A 23247-nucleotide genomic window follows, 5' to 3' on the forward strand; every position below is an offset into this window, starting at 1 on the left:
CATCATGAGCATTCCATTTTTCAATCGTTCTACCCGTGAATACCTGGGAACAGACATTTACGAAGACAGTCAAATCCTCTCAGATCGCAAAGACGATTACGAAGGTTTTCAAGAAGATTTGGCTCCCGTTACCTATCGGGATCGAAAACGCATGCAATTCCTTTTTTCCAATGCCTTCAAGCAGCTCTTCCCCTATCTCTCTGGGATTACCCTGCTCTTCCTGGTTGTATTCCTATCCTTCAACATCAATCGCATCTTGGAGGAAGGAATTACCTTAACAGATGGCATCATTGGCGTTATTAGCCTCATCATGTGCATAGGCCTGGTATCCCTCAATGAAATTGTCAAAACCCGTTCGCTCTCCGACTTCTTCAAGGCCAAGGTCAAAAAAGAGAAAGCAGGTTCCAGCCTTTTGTACCAGGCCGTGGGAACGTCCCTCCTATCCATCGTAGGAAGCGGATTGGGACTATACCTTCTGGTCTATCAGATCAATGACAAATCTGCGCACATAAAGCTCGGAGCGCAGAACAGTCAATTGGCCACCAAAAGCACTTGGACCAGTGATTCCCTTCGCATCGTCCAAAACTACCAATCCTCTATCGACCAAAAGCGGGAATCTATCATGCGATATGATCCCAAAAAATACCGCACCCTAAGAGATCGCCTGAATAATGAAGCCATTGCTCTATCCGACAAAATGCAGGATGAACTTAGCAAAGCCCGAGGCAATCGGGAGCGTCAAAACCTCCAAACACAATCACAACTCTCTACAGCACTCATGAAAAACGACGAGCTCGCAGGTGGCAATGCATGGATAGCGGTATTCTTTATTGTTTTGGCTGAGATCCTCAATATTCTTTGCCATAGGTTCTGCTGGGTTTATAAAGCCAGAGCTACTCGTGAAGGTATTGAATTCGGTGCACTTGAAGCATCTTTAGATAAGACGGCTTATGAGATTCAGCTGCAACGTTTAGGCGCTTTTCTCCAATCTCGCAACTTTCAAATCACAGGAATTGAATCTGGTGATATACCTAGTCAGGCTCCTGGAAAATCAGAGCCTGAATCTTCTAAGATCGGCTACAAAGTTAATGCGCATACACGCAGACACGACCCGTCTGCATCCGAAAACCCCGATATCATTGAAAAGGTGGTGGAGAAGGTTATTGTGCAGAATAAGGAAATTCATGGGTACGAAATCACTTGTCAGAACTGTGGGAAGCAGGCTATCATGAAGCGAAAGTCAGCGAAGTTTTGTTCGCGGAAGTGCAGAATCAAAAAGTATAATGAGGGCGTGAGGGAGAGGAGGAGGAGGTTGAATTTTGAGGGGTAGCCTAGTTATAACTAATAATAAATCTATTTGAAAAGTCAGACCTTCTTTCTATAAAATTAAGTTTGCAGATTTCGTAGATTATAATTACTTTAATTAATCATAATGTTTACTTCCTCAAAAAATATTAATGGCTCATTTTATTAGCCTAGCATGAGGAAACGGGCGACTAACTTCTTGACTTATAATTATTAGACATGGCTACCTGTAGCCTCTAATTCTTATTTTTCTCAAGTAAGTTATAATGCTGACATACAAAGAATTTCAACCGTCCAAAGCGCTTTCTGATATAGTTTTAAGGTATTATGATATATCAGGTAAGTCTTCAATTGAAAATCCCTATGAGCTTAGCGCATTCCCTTTAGTAAACTCGTCTTGGGTATTTCATTATGGAGATATTATTCAAGTCGAAGGGCAATACTATCCTACAGGTAATACTCTACCTCGTCAATACATGCTAGGCCAGTTTAATAGGCCTATTTTTATTAAGCATAATTTTGGCACAATAGGGGTCTTCGGAGTCGTTTTTAGAGCTGGATCAGCCTATCGATTGAATAATAATTCACAACTTGATTTTAAAAACCTATCCGTAAGTTTAGAAGATATATATGGGCGTCAGTTTCGAAGTATTCCAGAAAAGTTTTTTTATGCTAAGAATTCCGTTGAAAGGGTAAATATTATCGAAAAATTAATTAAGTCTTGCCTAGCTAGAACTGACTCGCAGGAAAGCATAATTGATGATGTCGTTTTAAAGATTATTTCAAATTCTGGCGAAATAAACGTGGGTTTTTGGGCTAAGGCTCACAATATAAACAGAAGTTATCTTACAAATTCTTTCAAAAAAAAGGTAGGATTGAACATCAAAGAATTTGCAAAAATTGTACGGTTTAATCATGCTTTAGCCTATTGGAAGCAGTTTCCAGATATAAAAAAGTCACACCTTGTTGGTGCATTTGGATACCATGATTTTTCCCACCTAAGTAAAGATTTTAAAGAATTTACTTTTAACAAGGATTCAAAAACTCATAATACTGACGATGAATTAGCACTTTTTCTGAACAATAAAAGATAACTAAGCCCTTTAAAAAATGTCACATTTTTACATATTCCATAGAAGGAGAAAATCTATAATACCATTTTCGAAGATGTAGGAAATGCATTGAGTAGAATACTTAAACACCTAACGCCCTAAAATGAAACTATGCATAACTATTTTAGTTTTTGTTTTTTCTTGCACTGAATCGATTGGTCAATCAAAAAAATTATTAAAAGTCCTTGACCCTTCCTTTCAAGGGGATTCACACTATTCTTTATATAATAGTACAGACTGGGTTGTACCGTACCATGGGGTCGATTCATGGATTGAATTCCGTGCTCATGGTTGGTTTGAAAGAAAACATATTTTTGGACCTTTTGTTAGTGCTATCGGTTCTAACATGTTTTATCTTTTCCCAAAGCATAATGTAAATCCTTTTGACTGGCAAAGATACGTTCAAGGTACAGTAGGGCTAGAATTCTATCCGGCAAATATTTGGATTGGAAGAGGAGTACCGAATGTATTAAAAGGGATTAGATTTTATGGATGGATTTCAGGAAGAAAATACTATGGGGGTAATAGATCAATTCGTTCGACATTTCAGAAGAATGATTCAAGAATAGGGCTAGACTACTATTTTGACAATATCTTAAATAAAAAATCCACTGTTCATTGGAGCCTTTGGACAGATGCTAGCCGACGAAGTTCCAATTTTAGTCATCCTGACTACAATGTATTTTTCACTAATGGACTATTCCGAATTGGGCATTCTCGTTCGCAAAATTCAACTGACAGAAGGTGGTTTAGCTACCTTTTTGGAGATTGGGCTTTTGCCTCAGGATGTCCCTGTAGATGGTGGGAAAATGTAATAAAACCCGGATTGGGAATTGCCTATTTTCCGATAGAAAATATAGATAAAACTACTTCTCAGGAACATAGATTATTTGGATTTAGAAGGGTCAATTTTTATTTGGAGTGGATGGTTCATGCTATCTGGCTGGGGGATAATGCACCTACGGAAGTCATCCCTTGGGATATACGTTTTGGAGTAAGTTTTTCTACGTCAAGGCTTTTAGGAGGTAAATAAAATTAGCATGAAGCTGCAAATAATACTAAGTATAGGTTTTTCAATTCTGATAAGCGCAAGTTGCGACCCAAATTGCAATGAAGTCCTTGTAGTTTACGAGGACTGTCAAAAAATTGACCTGCTAAAGGATACCCTTCTTATTTCAGATTTTGAAAAAGGGGAAGATCCTACTGAGTTTTGCGGATCGCTGGGGATATGGGCTTTCCCACCTGAGCAAGTCAAAGTTGCTGTTGCCTATGATAATTCACCTCCATTTACCGGATCTGGATCATATTCGGCAAAATTAACCATTAAAGGGAATCAACTGATGCCTCCAAATCCCGACGGGTGGGTAGGTGGTGGCTTAGTTTTGTCTTTATCCAATGAGGAGGAAGGAATAGATATAACCTCTTATAAAAACATCGAATTTGATATGAGAATTCCTCAAGGAAGCTTTCTCCGAGAAGTTCAAATCAGGTTAGAAGATAATTCACATAGGCTAACACCTGAGCCATTTGTATTACAATTTGGAAGCATTTCACCTGATTGGAATCACTTTACTATCCCTTTAGATGCATTGGGAAAAGCAACTCAACTTCCCTCTGGAAATATTCACTCTCTTATCACTTCAAATGTACTGAATTTAGTGACTATTTCAATTCATAATGGAACTTCACCACATCCAACTGATGGAACTTTATATATCGACAATGTCAGTTTTACTCGATAAAATTACAGTAAAAAAAATGAACAAGAAATTACGAACTTGGATTATTACTCTCGTATTATTCTCCTTTAAGGTAAACCTCATTGCCCAAGATTTACAGTTCAATCCTCCTGCCACATGGGAATGCGAGAAACCCGGAGTTTATTCAGTGTCAGGTAAACATGACCATATGGATAAAGAATTCGTTTGGTTGTTTCTAAAAGATTCCCATGCAAATCTATACATGCAATATCCCCCCATTGAGTTCCTATACCCTGAGACCTGGGAGGTTAACAATATCCGTATAAACAGTGGGAATACAGACCTTTTAGCCATTCAGGTAAATAAAAAAGGTAATAAAGAACTATTAGAATGGAAAGAAAAAAGTCGATGGGGGGCTATTGAATTTAAAGAGGTTAAAAACCTCCCAGGTTATAAAATACTTACAGCTGCTAGAATTGTAAACCTCTCGATGAGTTGTAAGGACATTGATACATCCATTACTCTTCCTCCATCAGTAAGGAAAGAACCAGATCTTCAAATCCATAGCTCAATTAATGAAAAACTGATAGTAGCAGATTTTGAAATTGAATCTTCAAGTAAAGGCTATCCTATGGGAGGAGCTATTAGCTCTTGGGAATCAGACACAAATTTTGAGGTTAAACTAGATACATTTCAACTACCTAAAGGCCCACCATACTTAGGCAAATATACTTTGAGTATAAAGCATTCTGTAAAATTAGGTGCCCCAAAGGCTGATTGGAGAGGAGGAGGTTTAGTAATACAGGTTCAAAAAGAAGATAAGCCGTTGGATATATCAGAATATGGTTATTTAGAATTTGATATACGAGCAATTTCCAAATCACTAGAGACTCTAAAAGTGAAGCTTCAAGATCCAAAATCTAATACCGGAATAGAACTATTACTAAAAGATTATGAGGTCAAATTTTCCCGGGAATGGGAACATGTGAAGATTCCTCTGAGGTCTTTTACAAAGATGAAAATCGATTATCCTCCTCATTGGAAAAAAGTAAATCTAAAACAGGTCAATAAAATTGTTTTTGTCGGTATACAAGACCAAAATGCTAAGAATTTTAATGGGCAAATTTTAATAGATAACATAGTTTTCTCTAAATAAAGAAAGCCTTAAAAAATAATGTTTTGCTAACAATAATTCATTTGTAATGAAAGATGATGACGCAAATAAAAATATAGAAAAAGACCAAGAAATTGAAAATAAGTCTATTAACAATACTGAAGTATTAAATAGTGTCGAAGATTCTGATTTAAAAAACCAGAACTCTTTAGACGATTCCAAAATTAACGGTAATTCAGAGCAGGTCTCCAAGAGAAAATGGGGGTTTGGTGATCTAGAGAAAAATGAAAAGAGAAGCACAATATTGGCAAACCTCTTAGTAATAGTGGGAATCGTTTTCGGTATAAGTCAGTATAATCAAATTGAACGTCATGAAAAGAAAACTGTGGCATTAGAGATTGTAAAACAAGCCAACACAGCTGAGATTTTGCAGAGATTAAAGCGCCTGAAAATATTGAGTTCACCGATAATAGATATTGATACCGCTGAGTTAAATATTCTTTTTTTCTCAGATTTGAAAAACGATTCGATAAGACAGGTACGGAAGGCTTCAATAGATCAAGAGATAAAAAAAGAATTTTTAAGGGCATATGAATCAGTAAACAATTGGTCCAAGGTCTCAGATGATTTTAACGTTATTTTCAATGCTTATGAACAAGCTGCTGGACTATATAATCACGATTTAGCTAACAAGAAAATAATTGCGGAATCTCTATATGGATACATATTGCTTTTTTCGAAGATCAAAATAAGATGGCCCATAATAACAGAGGACTTAAACGAAGGATTCCAGAGTAAGCAGATAGATAATTTTTTAAAAGACTACAACCTAGAGTAACCGAAATAGCTATGCACTTATTGACAAAACTTTTGATTATCCTATTAACACTACTGTTGAATTTTAACTTTTTATCTGCCCAAAACTCAACCGATAAGATTTCCACTCCAAATATTCCACGGTGGTTAGATAATAATAAAAAGATCAAAAAAAACTATCAACTAGGTCAGAGAAATACTTGTGATAAAGTCAATTATAAAGACATAAGCAACATTGTAAAAATTCTTCAATTAGATGGAGCCCGATATGACTCCTTACGAATGGATCAAGGAAACAGGAGTTATTGGCATAAACAACAATTGAGTATTGAAAGGTTCCAGTTAGTTGCCTCAGTTATGAAAAGTATCCTGGATGAGGCTTTGGATATGGTGGTAGCATCCCCAAATTACAATTCTATCCTGGATGTTATTCCTAATACTGGGATGCTAGCTTATTATATTCAAAAATGGATTTCGAATCAGTCTTTAGTAACAGCTTATTCTCTTGATAATAACCCTTGTAATTGTCCCCTAAAAAGTTATTGGACAGGAAATGAAGTTTATACAGAACTATTTAAAAACGGAGAAGTACTATCTATCAACGAGGGAGATATCAAATATGCTTTAAATTTAACTAGAAACAGAGGTCTTGTTACTAGAGATTTGGAAACGGACCAAGATCTTTTTGATGCTGCGAAGGACTTAGACTTGAGGTGTAACATGCAGTCAAACCTACATCTCTACTATTATAGCGGGAATGGAACAAACCTAATCAACCAGTATAAACCTGAATGTCGACTTGCACAACTTATTGCTTGGAAGAGCACTCTCCTTGCTGCTGAAAGACAAAATGTGACTATTCACGATATTGGAGACTTAACAAACCTTGCTACAAATGTCTTGCAAAATGATAAACTCATAATAGATTTTTGTAATTGTAAATAAACTTTAAATCTACTTTGCCATGGTTTCCCACTTCAGTAAAATTATCCTATTAATAGGATACATCTACTTTACGTTATTAGCTTCGACGATGGCACAAACTCAGTCCATTGAGTTCGTAGATGATTTCGAAAATTTTCCAATTAATCAATTAGGAGCAGCTAATCCACCTCCTTTTGTTATCGGAAACTCTACGAGCTTAATACGAAGTGTTGTAATTGACGAAGAAGCATATGGAGGAAGGGGAAAATCTTTAAAACTTGAATTTAACGTTAGAGACTCTCTTGGTGCTTGTGGGCAGGTTATTCCTTTGCTCAATTCCGATTTAAGTGCTTATAATTACCTTTCTTTCAAGGTAAAAAGTCCAAATCCGAATCTTTTCTTCCAAATTGAATTACAAAGGGCCAATGATAGTACTTCTTCAAAAATAGCTATTGGAAATTATTTACAAGGAGGTCCAACCTCAAATTGGCAAAAAGTCGTTATACCGCTACAAGCATTTTGGAACTTTAATGATCTAACAGATATCAGTGCGCTTGTATTTGTTTTCGAAAATGTGGGCTCAAACTTAAATAATTCTCCTTTTGAAGGGGAAATATTGTTAGACGATATGTTATTTGGTAGCTATTTTCCAGGATATGTGAAATTAGATCATTTCGATGATTTATATGGTTCCAACGCTACCGGTGCTAATTGGGGAACCCTTTCATCATCAGGAAATCCAAATAAATATACTGCTGCTATCGATTGTTCAACCTTTCATGAGGAGGAATGCGGGTTGGAAATACAATACGATAATGACCTTGGTACATTTGGAGGGTTGTTTTTCATTTTAGGCGGCGGAGAGACTGGTTGGATACAAATGCCTCAAGATCTTTCGGCTTTTGAATCCCTTCATATCGCTCTAAAAGGAAATGATCCCAATAATAATCCTGGTAACTTAAAATTGGAGTTAAAAACGCAAGGAGGCGGTTTCCCTGCTCCTAACTATAGAGTTTTTAATATTCCGGATACAGGCTTTATGGAGTTTGATATTCCCTTCTCATCATTTAGCCCTCCTTTAAATTCAAGTATTATCAATGAGTTAACTATTATTTTTGAGGATGGCTGGCAAAATCAATCTGAAGGAATAGTACACGTAGACGAAATAGAATTCCGGGCCCAAGGGTATTCTGGGCCAGATCTAGAATTTCCTTCTACTCCTTCAGGGCTTATGGTCAATGGTCATAACCCAGAGAAACTTATTTCCCTTCCCTCCCAGCAATCTGTAAACTTAAGAATTGCCCAACCCTCTATTGGCCCAAAACTTGAAAATATTCGATTGGAATATAAAACAACATGCGAACCTGATTGGAAGATTTTAGATGTTAAGTATATCCCATTTGTAGATTCAGTATTTTTTACGATTTCTGGATCAGATTTCATTTCTGGAGAACTAATATCACTACGAGTATGTGCTGAGAATTATAATGGGTTAAGATCATGCAGTGAGGAATTTGACTTAATTATTGAACCTTCAAATTATTCAGTAGATAGTCTTTTCCGCGATGCTTATGAAGTAATGAGGATTCTCCGATCAGAAACCGGGGTTTATCGAGACTCATGGATTTTGGATGGTGCACCTTACCATCCAGCTTCTGTTGCAACTACTGGCATGGGAATCATATCCTTATGTATTGCAGACTCAATGGGCTGGATATCCAATGCAGAAGGTCAAGTTTTGCATACACTAAAAGCTATGAACGGACTAAATAAAGGATTTCTTCCTGACCGAAATCAGCGGGGTTTATTTCGGCATTTCATAGACCTTAATAGTGGGGCTAGGGCATGGGATAGTGAATATTCTTCTATTGATTCAGGCATTCTTACAGCGGGAGCTCTTTTCGCGAAAAAATATTTTCCAAATAATGATTCGATTTCCCTACTTGCAGATTGGCTGTATCTCAGTACTGATTGGGCAAGTAATATATCCAATCCCAATATAGGAGCTATCTTTAGAATTCAGAATAAAAATGGGATGGGAACCGGAATTACCCTTCCCTTTAATGAATATATGATAGTCGCATGGCTAGCCTCTAAGGACCTAAGGTATACACCCAATGGAGAAGTTCTGTGGTCCAACTACTACCAAAATCCCAGTCAACTTCCTCAGTCAAGTTTCTGTAATTTTAATGTTTTAACCGATAATTCAGGGTCATTTTTATCGAATTTTATTCCTCAGTTTTGCTATTTCTTATGTGCACCATTTTCCCAAGATCAAGATTACATGTCCTTTTTTGATCAGTCAAGAAAAAAAGATTCTTGCTGGTGGAGAACAAATAGCTCAGAACCTTGCTTTGTTTGGGGTTTTGGGGCTGGAGCTTCCCCTGACTCTGTAGGAGGATATCATGCTGATAATTGTACAGAACATCCAGGAGATATAGTGTCTCCACATATAATCGCGGGTTTCATTCCAGTGAATCAAAATTTAATTGGTGATTTAATGAGACTATATGCTGAAGGCAAGGGGCGATTCCGTCTCAATTCTACATCAACAACTGAATTCTTATGGAGATTTTCCACCTTGGACTCAAACTGGATTCCTAGGGATCTCCAAGGAATCGATTTCTCTAGTATGTTATTTGGTCTAGCATCTCATCAACGCTTTTTGGGGCCTAATTTTTTCCCTTTTTTCAATGATTTTGATTTTCCCGATCCTAATTCAATGAACAAAGCTCCATATATAAAATTGAATCAGGATACTTTATGTATCAAGAATGGAAGGAAAGACACAATTAATTTAGTTGATCGATTCGGCGATTTTGATGACCCTAATATTCACCTAAAATGGAGGTTTGAGCATGGAAACGGAGTAGTTACTTCTTTTGACTCAAGTACTTATAGGCTTTTAATAGAGTCAAGTTCTACAAGCGATAGTATCGAAACCATTTTTGTTCACCTTGAAGACAGAAACGGAAATACCACAGTTGACTCATTGGTCATAAATACTATATCCTGTTTTAATACAAACATAAATGACCTAGGTGATGATATTCATGATTTCAATATATTTCCAAATCCTAATTCAGGCGAACTCACACTTAGATTAGTATTAAGATATAATACTTATTCGAAAATTAACATTCACTCGATAGATGGTAAGCAAATTTACGAGACTTTACAACGATTTAACCAAGGTGAGAATTATTGGAAATGGAACTCTACTGCTGATTCCAAAATCCAATTAATAAAAGGAATATATATACTCAGTATCGAAACTAAATCCTCCCGAATTATGAGAAAATTAGTAATCCAATAATTTTAAAAGTTTTATAAGATAAAACTATATCCCCGGGAACATCTCCGCCAGCCGTCCCAAATCATGCACCCCCATCTTCCGGAGATACTGGTTCACCTGATCCAGGCTATGATGCCTCAGCTGAATCTGCAGCATCTTAATCGGTACTCCAGCCTTTACGGCTGAAACTGCTCCTGTATGCTTCCAGGAATAGAGCTTATGCCGTTTGGTATCAAAGCGCAAATTCTTCAAAATCTCCTGATGCCTTCGATTCATATAGCGAATGCCTATGCAATGCGGACCAGGTTCATAGGCATGTGAAAACAAATAATCCGTAGGAGCATATCAATGCAGCTGCAGAGCTTCTATTTCCTCCAGAAAAGCATCCGGAATCGCCACATACTGTAGCTTACGATTCTTGCTAATCTCAGCACGAATCCGAATCCGCTTTTCTTCCAGAATAATATCGTCTACCTGCAAAAGCCTAAGCTCACCAGGCCTGATAAAAGTGTAATAGATAAATTGACAGAATAACCAAAGCTGAGGATCTCTTTTAGATAGCTCATGCCTCAACTTGATCACTTGAGCTTTGGAGAAATACAAAGCTGATTGCTTGGAGTCTGGAAAGTACTTGATGACCTCAAAAGGATTCTTTTCGACATTGGGCCAGCATTCAGAGAAAAACTCTCTAAGCGTCTGTCTATAGGCGTTGTAAGTGGTTTTAGAGAGCTCCCGCTCTTCGATGAGGTAGGTAAAAAACTTTCGGCAATGATCTTCTGAAATAGGGGATAGGCCATCAGTCCACCATTCAGAAAATACTTTAAGCTTGGAATGATAGGTCTGCCAGGTCTTTTTGGCCAGACTCTTTTTGATGGATTGGAGTCGGGCTAACATCTGTTCCGGTGGGCTGCTGCATTCCTCCTGGCTATTTTCGGAGAGTTTGTCTATGATAAGCTGAGCAGCTTGCCTTCTTTCCGCAACTGTTGCAAAGCGATTGATGTCGCCATATCGGCGTACACGCTTTCCTTTTTCGGGATAATAGACTACAAACCATCGTTTGGAAAGGTCTCCACTTGCGTCGTAGAGTTCAGGAGATTTGAAATAAATTTTTTTATCTGATGTCATATGAAATTTAATTCTGACATCAGGGATTCCTAAAATTTGTCTCCGTATGTGTCTCCAAATCCTGTAGAAATGCCCCTGAGAGGCAAGGAAGGGAGATGTGCAGAGAGTGAGGGATTCGAACCCTCGGTACCCTTTTGGGGTACATCCGCTTTCCAGGCGAACCCGTTCGACCACTCCGGCAACTCTCTGTATAGGATCTTGTGATCGGGATGCAAATTTAGCAGAATTAAAGAGAAGGACAAAAAAGTAGGGGCTTTTTCCAACTGTTTCTTCTAAAAATGATTTCTGAACATTTATCTTACAAGTACTACTCACAGTTAGTTATTCGGATATTCTTTTTCTTTTTCCTTAGATGAAAAAGAAACAAAAAATCAAGCTGCTGCAAAGCCGCCCGCAATCCGGCCCCCACACCCGATGCAGCAGCGTGGCCCCGGCGCGCAAAAGGAAAGGTGTTGGTGTTTTTGAGTGTTAGGGTGTTAGGGTTTGTTCAATAATTAAATCCACTAACTGCCACCCACTACCCAAGCGCGATGGCCCTGCAGAGCCCATCGGGAGAAGGGGCGGCTTGCTGGGATGGTTCTGGGCTCTGCGATTTTTGACTCCATCTTTTTCTAAAAAAGATGGAAACAAGCCCTCAAAACATTCAACATCAACCCAATAAAACGAAGAGAATCTGCACGTAAACAATCTTCAGAATGATGGCAATCGGAAACATCAAAGCATAGCCAATATTAGGCAATTGATTGCCGGAATTTTGAATCGCATAGTCCAGAATGGCCGGTTGGTTAGCAGACATACCTCCGAGGAAAGTATATGGGATTTTGAAGAGTTTGAAACCCACAAAAAGCATACTGATGGTAGACAAAACTGCAATGAGGGTTCCAGTCAGGAAAATCATTCCCCCACCTCCAGCAGCAACCGTATCAAAAAAGGTATGGCCCGAACGAACACCAATGGCTGCTAATAACAAGATCAGACCTAATTGCCGCAAGGTGTGATTGGCGCTATAGGGTAAGGACCAAACGATCATACCCGTTCTCCGTTGAGCTCCCAGGACCAAAGCCACAATTAAAGGACCGCCCGCAAAACCCAGGCTAAATTCAATCCCACCTGGCAATTGGAATTTGATCATACCGAGTAGAAGACCTGCAGCCATCCCCAAACCAAAGGACAACAGATTAAGCTGACTGAGGCTATAATAGGAATCTCCAAAAAGCTTTTTCAATTCGTCCAAATCCTCCCTCAAAGCAACAAAGCGTACCCGATCGCCTAACTCTAAGATAGTATCTCCATGAGCGATCATATCTACATCCCCTCGCCTTACACGCGTAACAATAATCGGGAATTGACCGCTAAGGTTTAGAGAAGCAATGCTACGCCCCGCCAATTTGGGGTTGGAGACAAACATGCGTCGCTGAACATAGGTATTGGACTCCGTGCTAAGGGTTTCTTCTGAGACTTTCCCCAATCTTTCCACGACCTCTCCCCAATCCGCTTCCCGCGCTGCCAGATTTACTTTATCGCCTATTTCCAGCTTTGTATCGTAATTGGAAAAAATCACCTCATCACCCCTGAATACCCTCCCAAAGACCACCGACCAGTCCATCTCTTGCAGGATATCTCGCAACACATAGCTTTTGAGGTTTTCCTGGCTAATATCAACCGTTCCGTTTATGATTTTTTGTGCAACCGGATAGTCTTTTCTGAGATCCAACTCCTCCTTTCTGTAATCTACTTTCAGCCATTTCTGCATCAGGAATAAGCCGAACATCACCCCAATAACTCCCATAGGATAGGATAGGGAATATCCGACGACCGCCTCTTGTATCATTTGATCTCTTTCTGCTCCGCTAAATCTTTCACTAATAGAATCCAGCAAGCCTGCCAAAGCAGGGGTATTGGTGGTCGTACCGGCAAATATCCCACCGGTAGTCGCGGCATCCAGGCCAAAAATAAAATGAAAGAGAACCGTCCAGGCTGCAGAGAGGGTGAGCATGAATATAATGAAACCCACTTCCCGGTAGGCCCCTCTACGAAAGGCAGCGAAAAAGCCTGGCCCACTACTGATCCCGATAGCATAGACAAATATGCTCAGGCCCATTAAAAAGACGATATCAGGAATCACCAGCCTTTCATCCAAGCCCCCGAATAAGAGCCCCACGAAAAGCACTCCTGCTACGCCCAGTTTATTGCCACGAAAACTTATACTCCCTAAACCATAGCCCAGGGCAGCAACAAGAAAAAGTAATAATAATGGATTGGTACTCAGTGATTCAATCATGCTGCATCATTTGCAATAACCAGCTTTCCAAAGGATCAATTACGGCTTTTGACAGGCTAAAGTTTTCTTCTGCTCGTTTTCTTCCGGCAATTCCCATTTTCCGTCTCAAATCTCCATCTTTCAAGAGCCTAATCAGCTTCTTTGCCAGCCCCTCTATATTCCCATCTTCTACTACAAAACCGCTTTCCCCATTAGCTACTACTTCTGCCATTGCTGGCGTATCAAAAACTACACAGGGCAGTTCCATAGCCATCGCCTCTATCAAAGCAATACTGGTTCCTTCTCCTAATTTTGGTGTGAAAAGAAATATACTTGTTCGTGAAAGAGCGGCTTGCACATCTTTCACAAAGCCATGAAATACCACTTCTTTCTCGAGCCCTCTATCGATACTCATCTGAATCAATTTCTCCCGATCTGGCCCATCTCCCAAAATGTGCAATTGGGCTTCCGGGATTTCCTTCACTACTTTCTCCATCGCCATAATAGCTCGGTCAATTCCTTTTACTCCTGCCAGCCTAGCCGACATTCCGATATACAGAGGCTCTTGCTTTTCCGGATAAGCTTTCCAATCGCTCATTCGGATTCCATTATTCAGGCGGAGGTGCTTCTTTTTCAGTAATATCGGGAAGCTGGAGGTTACGGCATTAAAGGTCGCATGAGAATTGGCGAGAAAAGCCGTTACGATGCGATCCATATACCATTTATTGAGCCGATTTTGCCCTATTGAATAAGAGACTCCCCTGCGAAAAATCACATGGGAAACCCCACTCATAGCTGCGATCAACCCAAAAGTCTTCAATTCATGTGAAGCATTCATCATGATCATATCCGGTTGATGTTTTTTTACAATCGACCGAATAGATCGCACGCTAAATGGATTTAAGAGGGAACTAAATCGTGCAGAAGAAACTTCAAAAGGGAATCCTTTGTCCAGCAGTCTTTGATGCAAAACTGACTGAGGATAAGCGACCCATATTATCGTAAATCCTCTTTCTTGCAAAGCTTCCCCAACGGTCAAAAACCATTTTTCCCCACCTCCCCAGGATTTAGAGAGGTTGACCATCATGAGAGTTGGAGGAAGAGTTGACAATTTTCGAGAGAATTTTGGGCAAAGCTACGAAAAGGAGGGATAAAGTGCGCCTGGGTTCTTGTGTTCTCGTGTTTATGTAAACTCTTTGACAAAAGCCAAACTACAAGACTACAAACTGAAAAGCACCTGAATACAAGAACACCTGAACACCTGAATACTCAGGCTCCCCACATTTCCCTCAACTTCTTATACCGCAAATAAGAGGCATAGGCCGAGATTACAGCAATCTGCAATCCTTTGTATCCATCCAGAAATCCTAGTTGAAACAGATAGCCTTTGAGAAATTTAAAGATAGGGGCGAAAAAAACTTTCAGTAGAGAGGCCTTTTTTCCGGCTTCGAATTTTGCCTCAGCGGCATAGGTGGAAAAAGCATGTACCGTTTTAAGATGTTCTTCCCGATTGGCGATGGTGTAGTGGAGAATGTGAGATTTCAGTTCTTTCACCGGAATATCAGCATTTACCTCAAGTTTATCATGGGGGTTTCTTCCCGTCCATTTTCCTTTATTTCGGTCCAGGAGTCGTAGTTTTTTGTCGGGATACCAACCCCCAAAACGAATCCATTTTCCGCAATAATTATTTCTCCGGCGAAAGATATAGGCTTCTCCTGCCCATTTCTCTTTGATCTCTTTTACTTCGGATTGAGCTGCCTCATCCAATGCTTCGTCTGCATCGAGCGAGAGAACCAGATCATATCTTGCCTGTGTGAGGGCAATATTCTTTTGAGCGACATGTCCTTCGAATGTATGCAAAATAAGCCGGGCTCCATTGGCCCGGCCTATCTCGGCTGTTTTATCCGTAGAATGAGAATCTACGATCAATATTTCATCTGCAATCTCCGCAACAGAATCCAAACAACGTTGCAGATTCTTTTCTTCATTATAGGTAATAATGACTACGGAGAGTTTATGCATAGGCAAAATTAACTCCTAATATCGCCTTTCTGGCGGACTTTACTAATCTTGATCATATTGGTGAGCCCATGATCATGCAAAGGCATACTACCGGTATTGATCATGACATCTCCGGGATTTACGAGTTCTTCCTTTTTGAGAATTTCGTGTACATCCTGAATCGTATCATCCGTACTTACTGTTTTATCATAATGGAAAGCTCGGATTCCCCAAACCAAATTTAGTTGGGCAAGCAATTGACGATTGCTGGTGAAGGCATAGATAAAGGCCTTGGGTCTACAACGGGAAAGCTGAATAGCTGTATATCCCGAGCGTGTCATGGCCAATAAAGCCGCTCCATCCGTTTCCTGAGCCAGTTTACAGGCGGTAACAATGATGGAAGTACTCAATTGCTCTGCATAAGCCGGAAGGGTATCCATGTTACGATAGTAAATGGAATCGTCTTCCTTTTCTACACTCTTCAAAATTCTATCCATACTGGAAACCACACGGGTCGGGTGCTTTCCAACAGAAGTCTCACCACTTAACATCACCGCATCAGCTCCATCCACCAAGGCATTCGCTACATCATTGGCCTCTGCACGGGTAGGACGAATATTTTCAGTCATGGTCTCCATCACCTGAGTTGCCAGGATCACTGGTTTACCCGCTTTATTGGATTTCTTGATGATGCGTTTTTGCCAGGCGGGAAGTTCTTCCATAGGAATTTCAACTCCCAGGTCTCCCCTGGCTACCATGAGTCCGTCAGCCGCCTCGATAATCTCATCCAGATTTTCCAGGGCTTCCGGCTTTTCTATTTTAGCAATTACCTTGCTGACTCCATTCTTCAAACGGATAAGTTCTTTCAACAATTTGATGTCATCTGCTGAACGAACGAAAGACAAAGCCACCCAATCCACGTCATGTTTGATCGCAAAATCAATGTCTTTAAAGTCCTTCTCCGTAATAGTCGGGATAGAAATATTTGTCTCCGGCAAGTTGACCCCTTTTCGACTTTGGATCAGGCTTCCGGCATTGACTTTGATTTTAACCCGATTTTTATTGTTGGTCTCAATGACCTTGCATTCTACTTTTCCATCATCAATCAAAACGGTGTCTCCTACACTCACATCGATGGCAAAGGATTCATACTGAATCGGCAGGACATTTCCTTTATGCTCTTCCGTATCTGTTCGAATAGTCAGAACATCTCCGGATTTTACTTTTACAGGTTCATTTAGGTTCCCAATTCTAATTTTGGGTCCCTGCAAATCTTGCAGAACAGTTATATGGGCACCGTTCTTTTTGTTGATATCCCGAACCATATTCAGGGATTTCTCATGCGTCTCATGATCGGCATGTGAAAAGTTAAGCCTAGCGACGTCCATACCCGCTTTAGCCATTTCCAATAGGGTTTTTGGATCAGAACAAGCCGGCCCAATGGTAGCAACGATTTTGGTTCTTCTTAGATGAAAAAATGCCAAGATAAATAGGATTAAATAATGTGAGTGCTAATAAATATGATAAGAGCGCAATTTTGGGAAGCGGGAATTGACTTATAGATCTTTATAAAAGATAAAATTAGCCGAGGGCAATTTTGCAAGTTTTTTTGTCATTTAACAAGTAGAGAATTGATTTTTTGCAAATAATAACAGGAAAAAACCAATATTGTGCCGAAATGGAAACCAGGCTTTTCTTTCAAAAATCTTTTCGGGTCCATTCTTAGCTCAAAATTACATAAGCAAATCCCTGATTTTCAGATACTTAATATTTAAGTCATAATTACGATTTTAGTAGGCAAGTGCTACGAAAGAGCAAATTAAAGCGGGATAAAGCTTGTGTGTATGTAAAAAGTATTATATTTGCCCCGTCTTTTAAAACAGACTTAACGTACTGATTATTACCTTAAAATAGTAAAGAAAATGTCAAGCATTGCAGAGAAAGTAACAGAAATTATTGTTGACAAGCTAGGTGTTGAAGCTTCTGAGGTTACTCCTGAAGCTAGCTTCGCCAATGATCTGGGTGCAGATTCTCTTGATACTGTAGAATTGATCATGGAATTTGAGAAAGAATTTAACCTCAGCATTCCTGATGAAGCAGCAGAAAAGATCGTTACAGTAGGAGACTCTATCAAATACCTCGAAGAAAACGCTACTGCTTAAGGCAAGCGCGATTCTTTTAGATCAACAAATAAGTCTCTTTATTCCATACGACAAATCTTTACACTCCCAAGCCATCTTGTTAGCACAAATACTCTCATAAGCCTCGCTTGTGCCCAATGAGTTAATCTTTTCTGTTGACAGGTGAAAAGCCCCCCGGAGTTGTTAAATGTAGTCGTAAGAAGCTGAGCAAGCCCCTGCAAAGCCTGATCAAAATCGTATCAGGAAGCAAATAGAACGTATATTAAAACACTTATAGGTCATCCTTTCTTTCGCAGAAGGGATGACTTTGTTTTTAGGCGAAACTGCTCCAATCCTTATTTTTGGAAAATTTCCAATACATTTTGTATTTTGCATACGTAGATTTGTAGCGTTGGGAATCTCCTTATGATCAGTATTCGCCAATTTTATAACCTTAACTTTTCTAAAGACAAGCCTTTTGTAAGGCAGATCAAGTTGATCTCGGGTTTTACACCCAAGGAAATCTTCTTGTACAGACTCGCATTGACCCATAGTTCTTCTATTCAAAAGAATAAAAGATCTGACACGAACAGGGGACTGGAAACAGCAAGAGGTTGTAATGAAAGATTGGAATTTCTGGGTGACTCTATCCTGGATTCTGTGATTGCCGAATACCTTTTCAAGATCTATCCATTCAAGGATGAAGGCTTTCTGACCGAAATGCGGTCCAAAATCGTGAACCGCAAATCCCTCAATGAAATCTGTCGCAAACTCAGCATTGATTCCCTGATTCAGCACAAACAAAGTGGATCGGTAAACGAATCTATGTACGGAGATGCACTGGAAGCTTTTATAGGTGCCGTTTATCTGGATCTGGGTTATCTCAATACCAAATATTTCGTATACAATCGCATCATTGAGCCCTATATTCATCTGCATTCCGTAGAAAATCAGATCATCAGCTATAAAAACAAGCTGATTGAGCATGTGCAGAAAACCAAAATGGGTATGCTGATCTTCGAGGTGATTGGTGAATTAGGAGATGGGCGAAATAAAACCTTCCGTATTCAGGCGAAAGTAGGAGAAAAAGTCCTCGGGACCGGGGAAGGGAAAAATAAAAAATCTGCTGAACAAAGAGCCTCTGAAGATGCCCTGCATAAATTGCAGCTTATTCCCCAGGTCTAACGCACCAATATCAAGGTATCTGAACTTACCTCTTCACTCCAGTTTCCCGCACGATCCTGTACTTTTACTTTGTAGACGATTTCCTCTACCTCATCATTACTCAGCATAAAAGGACTTCCCAGATCTATTCTGAATCTTCCCTGTATATGGACTTCTATTCCTTCAGGGGCCAATGGGGGAATGTGATACCAATCTGCTTCTTCCAGTCTGCTATCTTTAATCCATAAGCTCTTTTGATCCGGCGATGAATATCCCAGGTCTCCATTTGCATCCTCATAATCCAGATAGAGAAATAAAGAATCCTGGAACTCTACCAGGCTATCCTGAGATAGATGGATCTGATGGAGTATCGGCACAGGATCAAATGGCCCGATAGGCGCTGGCCTTTCGCAGGACCAACTAGCAATCAAACAAGTCCAAAAGAGAATATGTACCCAGGCTTTTTTCATCAAAATCTTTTAAAGGAAAAAATCTCTTTGATATAATCAGGACTATCCGCTCCCGGAATCCATAGAAATTTACCGCTTTCAGGGTCTCTGAGTCTCAGATGCATAAAAACTCTTTTTCCGGCCTCATAATCTGCTAATTGAAGCGAAGCCTGATGCGAGAAAATCGCTTCTTCCCCTTCGAAACCTGCTCCGCTTATTTGATTGCCTGTAGACAGGCTTATTCCATTGATCTCGCGAAAATCATCCACCTCATAAGTGAGATATAGTTTAGCCAGTATCTCCTGATTATTTGCGGCATCATCCTGTATGCTAAACCAGAGACTTAAGTCTGAAACCGTAGCAGGGATCAGAACAGCACCATTGCCCCCATCGCGGGAAAGCGCTGCTGTCGTATTATCAGCAAAGCCCTGCATTCCTTTCACATAAGGATTGATTTTACCTTCTTCTGCTATATTTCCGAATACATCAGGAGCTCCTTTATCAATCCACTCCTGAATCATTCGCAAATACATATCTCTATTTTCCTCCCAATCTGAGTCTGGATCAAGCGCCAAAGGCATAATGCCTGACTGTCCATCTATGTCTCTATTCAAACGTTCCCAAAGCACCGAATTAGCTGATTCGAACGGCAAGACTCTGTAGCTAAAATTTCCTCCCGGATCATTCTTGATAATGGGATGATAGACCAGGGTATTATAGGCACTTTCTATTTGGCGAAAGTCGGGTTCGAATTGACCATCATGACAACCGGCATTGGCGCAAGTGGGAGCAAACACATCTCTATGCAGTTGAGCAAAACTTCCAGCTTTCAGGACCAGGCCATCATCTGCACTTAGGCTCAGGGTATCTCCAAAAGCTGCATAGGGATTATCAGGCACCACCTTATCAGAGGTACATGCAGCAATAAAGAGGATAGCCAGGAGGAATAGCCCAAATTGAAATTTTGTATCCATATCACATCCTGTCATACCAACTTTTTGCAGCCGAGTCAATAAAACCTTTTCCCATAACCGCATCTTTCACCCCTAAAATATCTGCTACAGTAGGAACCAGATCTGCGTTCATGCCAATGGGTCGATTTTCATCTCCCAATTCAAGCCCCTGCGGTACATCCTTTCCTACCATCATCCCAAAAATTCGATGGGCATTTTCATCCGAATGATCATAAGCAAACCAGTCATTCTCATCCCGAATCGGATTGGGATCCAGATTACGTCCGCATTCCGGACTTAGCAATAAAACGGTTTCATCCGCCATCTCAGGAATCTCGCGCTGTATATAATCCCATAAAAAACCTACGGCATGATCCGCCCGATGCAATTGCTTCAGATATTCTGTGAAGTTGCTATGGCAGATATCTGCATTTTCCAGATTGATCAGGAGCAGATTGGGTTTAAAACGAGCCATCACTTCACAGGCATAACCAATAGTCCTTAGGTCAGGATTGTCCCGAACCAATGGCTGAATGATCTGTCGATTCTTTTTCTTTTCAAACAGATCTTTCAGGAAACTATGAATCTCCTCCTGTTCCTCTTCTGTATTCTGAATTCCCCGCATTGGACTTGCTTCTAATTGAAAACGACTGTCCAGAAAAAATTTCATTTTTGAAATAGGATCCATTTCAAATTCCGGATGAAAGCCTTCGCTGAGAGAAAGGTGCTGGGTGCCCTCTTCTGAAAAGGTAATGGAAGGTGCAAGAAAATTTGCTCCATAAGCAGCTCCATAGTCCGGATGCTCACTGGCATTGAGCAAAGGCACAGAATTACCAATTCCACTTCCTACAAACCAGACTTTACTCGCAGGAAATCCTCCATGCCTCCGAATGTATTCAAACATGGTCGGATAAACCGGCCTTTGCTTTAAACCCTGTGTACTGAAATTTGCTCCCTGCACACATACATTCAAGCCCCCATAATGGGCCACATGTTGGGTGCGCATCTCTCTAAATAACACGCCTTGCTCTTGCAAAGATCTAGTAAGAAGTGGCGCAATGGGATGTTCTCCCGGACGAGTTCCGTCCGTTCCAAAGGCAACCTTTTCATCTGGTAATGCTCCAGAGAAGAGATTCGGAAGAATATTGCCGGGAATATCCTCATTCTGGCTGCCGGACAGGTAACGTTGAAGTACCGATTCCTGTTGCCGAATTCCCCCGCCAAAAATCACCACGACCACATGATTGGCCCTGACGTTTTGAGTTTTGGCAAACAATCGTCCAGAAGGTAAGATAAAGGGTGCGCCGATCGCAGCAGCCCCAAGCAGGGATGATTTGAAAAATTGCCTCCTTTTCATTTCCTAGTAAAACTGATATTCATCTGATAGAGCAAAAGTTGTATAAATAATATGAGGTTCTAATTGGGGTCTGGCTTCGATGAAATTACTCATGAAGATGAGTTCTGCTTGTGTAGGTTGGCGAATGAGAAAACGGACATAGGCTTCCTGAATAAAAGCATTGATATCCTCTCGCATCTCCTCCATAGTGGGTACATTCGCCGCTGGATTCCGCATAAAACTTCCAATGACCATTCGCTTTGCAAGGCTTTTATCTCCAATTGAAGCAATCGCTTCCTCTATTTCTTGTAATTCTGCAGGATTTATCGCTTCCTGGAAAATATTGGTATGCAAAACCGCTATATACTGACTCATGCTTTTGAGCTGAGTTTTTTCTGTGCCCTCTCCCTCCACTTCGACCTGATTCAAACCATATACATAGTGATCATCCTGAGGTTTACATCCCCCTGCTATCCATGCTCCCAGGCAAAGGAAACATATGAGCTTATATGTCCTTACTTTAAAAACCTGCATAGTCTTCTGTTATCATGATCATCCGCTGCAACTGTTCATAATCCTGCTCCACATATAAGACCGGCAGTAATTCCATCATTTCTTCATGGCTCGCCCTGCGTCCAAGAAAGGATAGGAAATCGGCCTGTATACAAGCCTCATGAAATTCACGGGAATTGGTCAGTACCTCGGCATACTCTCTTTTACTTTGACAATTCTCTCCGAGGACTATTCGCGAGCGATTGTATTCTATCACATCAAATCCAGCCTCAAACTCAGCATCTGTAGGAAAGCGGAAAAAGAGATCATCGAAAGTTGCATTTACATAATTGAAGCTCCCCATATTGATCTCATCATAAATCTCATTATAGATCATTCGCCGATGTAATTCGGCGAGGGACAGACGAGAGGCTTCTATTTCCACAGGTGCCTTCAGAAGGGCTTGTAATTTCAGGATTTCCTGATTGGCGAAAGACATACCGATCTCATTTCCCAAGAGAGAATCCTTGACATATTTTTGTTCCAGTTGAGCAATATCAAAAGCGATTTCATCATCGGCTTCTCCTTCAATGATGCGAGCCTTGGCCCGTACATATAATTGCCATGCCCATGCCTGCCGATAAGAGATGCCTCCACTCCTTTCTGTAGTATCCTGTTGAAGTTTCAGAAGAAAAGTATCGATTGCCAATGGATGAAGTTCTCTCAATTGGAGATAGTTCAACTCCTTTTCCATCTCACTATCCAGGGCCTCTCTTCCAATAAGATCAATAAAAGCCCGATTGATGAAATTCATGACCGTCAGTTCATGGACCCCCGAATAAGGCGGAGGAGTATTATCAGGCACAAAGACCATTTCTCCCGTTTCCTGGCAGGCCCCAAAAAGAAAGCACAATAATATAATTGAATATCTGTTCAATTTCTTTCGGTTTTTCGAACAATCCAATTTGTAAAAAAGACAGGAACCCACAAGGCCTATAGTTCCATACTCATTACAGAAAAGTCATACTACGAAAAATCGTATAAATTGAAAGGGCGTTCAAGAAATGCCCCTGAAAGAAAA

The 23247-nt window shown here is 40.2% G+C and carries 21 protein-coding genes and 1 tRNA gene; 10 read left to right on the forward strand and 12 right to left on the reverse strand.

The genetic code is table 11. The features are described 5' to 3' along the window. The first annotated feature begins 4 nt into the window (after nucleotides 1–4). From R8P61_22585 to R8P61_22620, 8 genes are all read left to right on the forward strand, one after another. Complete coding sequence (locus tag R8P61_22585; GenBank protein MDW3649877.1) at nucleotides 5–1330, forward strand: hypothetical protein; 1326 nt, start codon at nucleotides 5–7, stop codon at nucleotides 1328–1330. Between the two features lie 241 nt (nucleotides 1331–1571). Beyond that, a complete protein-coding gene (locus R8P61_22590) occupies nucleotides 1572–2399 on the forward strand; it encodes a helix-turn-helix domain-containing protein (GenBank protein ID MDW3649878.1) in 828 nt (275 codons plus the stop codon). A gap of 121 nt (nucleotides 2400–2520) precedes the next feature. Beyond that, complete coding sequence (locus tag R8P61_22595; protein ID MDW3649879.1) at nucleotides 2521–3450, forward strand: hypothetical protein; 930 nt, start codon at nucleotides 2521–2523, stop codon at nucleotides 3448–3450. 7 nt (nucleotides 3451–3457) lie between these two features. Further along, the gene (locus R8P61_22600; GenBank protein MDW3649880.1) at nucleotides 3458–4159 is read left to right on the forward strand and encodes a hypothetical protein; all 702 of its coding nucleotides are present in this window, start codon (nucleotides 3458–3460) and stop codon (nucleotides 4157–4159) included. Further along, nucleotides 4140–5273 (forward strand): carbohydrate binding domain-containing protein, encoded by a 1134-nt coding sequence (locus tag R8P61_22605; GenBank protein ID MDW3649881.1) that lies wholly within the window; start codon nucleotides 4140–4142, stop codon nucleotides 5271–5273. Before R8P61_22600 ends, R8P61_22605 begins: the two co-directional genes overlap by 20 nt. Before the next feature lie 46 nt (nucleotides 5274–5319). Further along, nucleotides 5320–6069 (forward strand): hypothetical protein, encoded by a 750-nt coding sequence (locus tag R8P61_22610; GenBank protein ID MDW3649882.1) that lies wholly within the window; start codon nucleotides 5320–5322, stop codon nucleotides 6067–6069. 11 nt (nucleotides 6070–6080) lie between these two features. Then, the gene (locus R8P61_22615; protein ID MDW3649883.1) at nucleotides 6081–6992 is read left to right on the forward strand and encodes a hypothetical protein; all 912 of its coding nucleotides are present in this window, start codon (nucleotides 6081–6083) and stop codon (nucleotides 6990–6992) included. Between the two features lie 88 nt (nucleotides 6993–7080). Next, complete coding sequence (locus R8P61_22620; protein ID MDW3649884.1) at nucleotides 7081–10287, forward strand: T9SS type A sorting domain-containing protein; 3207 nt, start codon at nucleotides 7081–7083, stop codon at nucleotides 10285–10287. 24 nt (nucleotides 10288–10311) lie between these two features. On the opposite strand, the gene R8P61_22625 is transcribed toward R8P61_22620, so the two are convergent. The 7 genes from R8P61_22625 to pyk all read right to left on the reverse strand — a co-directional run bounded on the left by R8P61_22625 (nucleotide 10312) and on the right by pyk (nucleotide 17136). Then, the gene (locus R8P61_22625) at nucleotides 10312–10542 is read right to left on the reverse strand and encodes a hypothetical protein (protein ID MDW3649885.1); all 231 of its coding nucleotides are present in this window, start codon (nucleotides 10540–10542) and stop codon (nucleotides 10312–10314) included. Nucleotides 10543–10611: 69 nt separating this feature from the next. Continuing rightward, entirely contained in the window at nucleotides 10612–11391 is a 780-nt protein-coding gene (locus R8P61_22630) for a site-specific integrase (protein MDW3649886.1), read from the reverse strand. A gap of 100 nt (nucleotides 11392–11491) precedes the next feature. Further along, nucleotides 11492–11579: transfer RNA gene (locus R8P61_22635), tRNA-Ser, on the reverse strand. Between the two features lie 461 nt (nucleotides 11580–12040). Next, nucleotides 12041–13672, reverse strand: coding sequence for a TrkA C-terminal domain-containing protein (locus R8P61_22640; GenBank protein MDW3649887.1), 1632 nt, complete (start codon nucleotides 13670–13672; stop codon nucleotides 12041–12043). Then, nucleotides 13665–14738, reverse strand: a complete 1074-nt coding sequence (locus R8P61_22645) for a glycosyltransferase family 4 protein (GenBank protein MDW3649888.1) — start codon at nucleotides 14736–14738, stop codon at nucleotides 13665–13667. The genes R8P61_22640 and R8P61_22645 overlap by 8 nt, the downstream gene beginning before the upstream one ends. A gap of 182 nt (nucleotides 14739–14920) precedes the next feature. Continuing rightward, nucleotides 14921–15673, reverse strand: a complete 753-nt coding sequence (locus R8P61_22650) for a glycosyltransferase family 2 protein (GenBank protein MDW3649889.1) — start codon at nucleotides 15671–15673, stop codon at nucleotides 14921–14923. Between the two features lie 8 nt (nucleotides 15674–15681). Further along, on the reverse strand, nucleotides 15682–17136 hold the full coding sequence (gene pyk / locus R8P61_22655) for a pyruvate kinase (protein MDW3649890.1): 1455 nt from the start codon (nucleotides 17134–17136) through the stop codon (nucleotides 15682–15684). Between the two features lie 438 nt (nucleotides 17137–17574). On the opposite strand from pyk, the gene R8P61_22660 reads away from it, so the two are divergent. Together R8P61_22660 and rnc are read left to right on the forward strand one after the other, a co-directional pair. Then, nucleotides 17575–17814 (forward strand): acyl carrier protein, encoded by a 240-nt coding sequence (locus R8P61_22660; protein ID MDW3649891.1) that lies wholly within the window; start codon nucleotides 17575–17577, stop codon nucleotides 17812–17814. Nucleotides 17815–18198: 384 nt separating this feature from the next. Beyond that, nucleotides 18199–18957: a ribonuclease III gene (gene rnc, locus R8P61_22665; protein ID MDW3649892.1), complete on the forward strand. Its 759-nt coding sequence runs from the start codon at nucleotides 18199–18201 to the stop codon at nucleotides 18955–18957. On the opposite strand, the gene R8P61_22670 is transcribed toward rnc, so the two are convergent. From R8P61_22670 to R8P61_22690, 5 genes are read right to left on the reverse strand one after another with little or no spacing between them, the layout of a single operon-like run. Next, complete coding sequence (locus R8P61_22670; protein ID MDW3649893.1) at nucleotides 18954–19406, reverse strand: hypothetical protein; 453 nt, start codon at nucleotides 19404–19406, stop codon at nucleotides 18954–18956. The genes rnc and R8P61_22670 overlap by 4 nt on opposite strands. Further along, complete coding sequence (locus tag R8P61_22675; protein ID MDW3649894.1) at nucleotides 19406–20359, reverse strand: hypothetical protein; 954 nt, start codon at nucleotides 20357–20359, stop codon at nucleotides 19406–19408. The genes R8P61_22670 and R8P61_22675 overlap by 1 nt, the downstream gene beginning before the upstream one ends. Before the next feature lies 1 nt (nucleotide 20360). Continuing rightward, nucleotides 20361–21695: a hypothetical protein gene (locus R8P61_22680; GenBank protein MDW3649895.1), complete on the reverse strand. Its 1335-nt coding sequence runs from the start codon at nucleotides 21693–21695 to the stop codon at nucleotides 20361–20363. 3 nt (nucleotides 21696–21698) lie between these two features. Beyond that, on the reverse strand, nucleotides 21699–22208 hold the full coding sequence (locus R8P61_22685) for a hypothetical protein (GenBank protein MDW3649896.1): 510 nt from the start codon (nucleotides 22206–22208) through the stop codon (nucleotides 21699–21701). Then, the gene (locus R8P61_22690; GenBank protein ID MDW3649897.1) at nucleotides 22195–23103 is read right to left on the reverse strand and encodes a hypothetical protein; all 909 of its coding nucleotides are present in this window, start codon (nucleotides 23101–23103) and stop codon (nucleotides 22195–22197) included. The genes R8P61_22685 and R8P61_22690 overlap by 14 nt, the downstream gene beginning before the upstream one ends. Nucleotides 23104–23247: the final 144 nt, after the last annotated feature.

Source organism: Bacteroidia bacterium (assembly GCA_033391075.1).
Lineage (GTDB): Bacteria > Bacteroidota > Bacteroidia > J057 > J057 > JAWPMV01.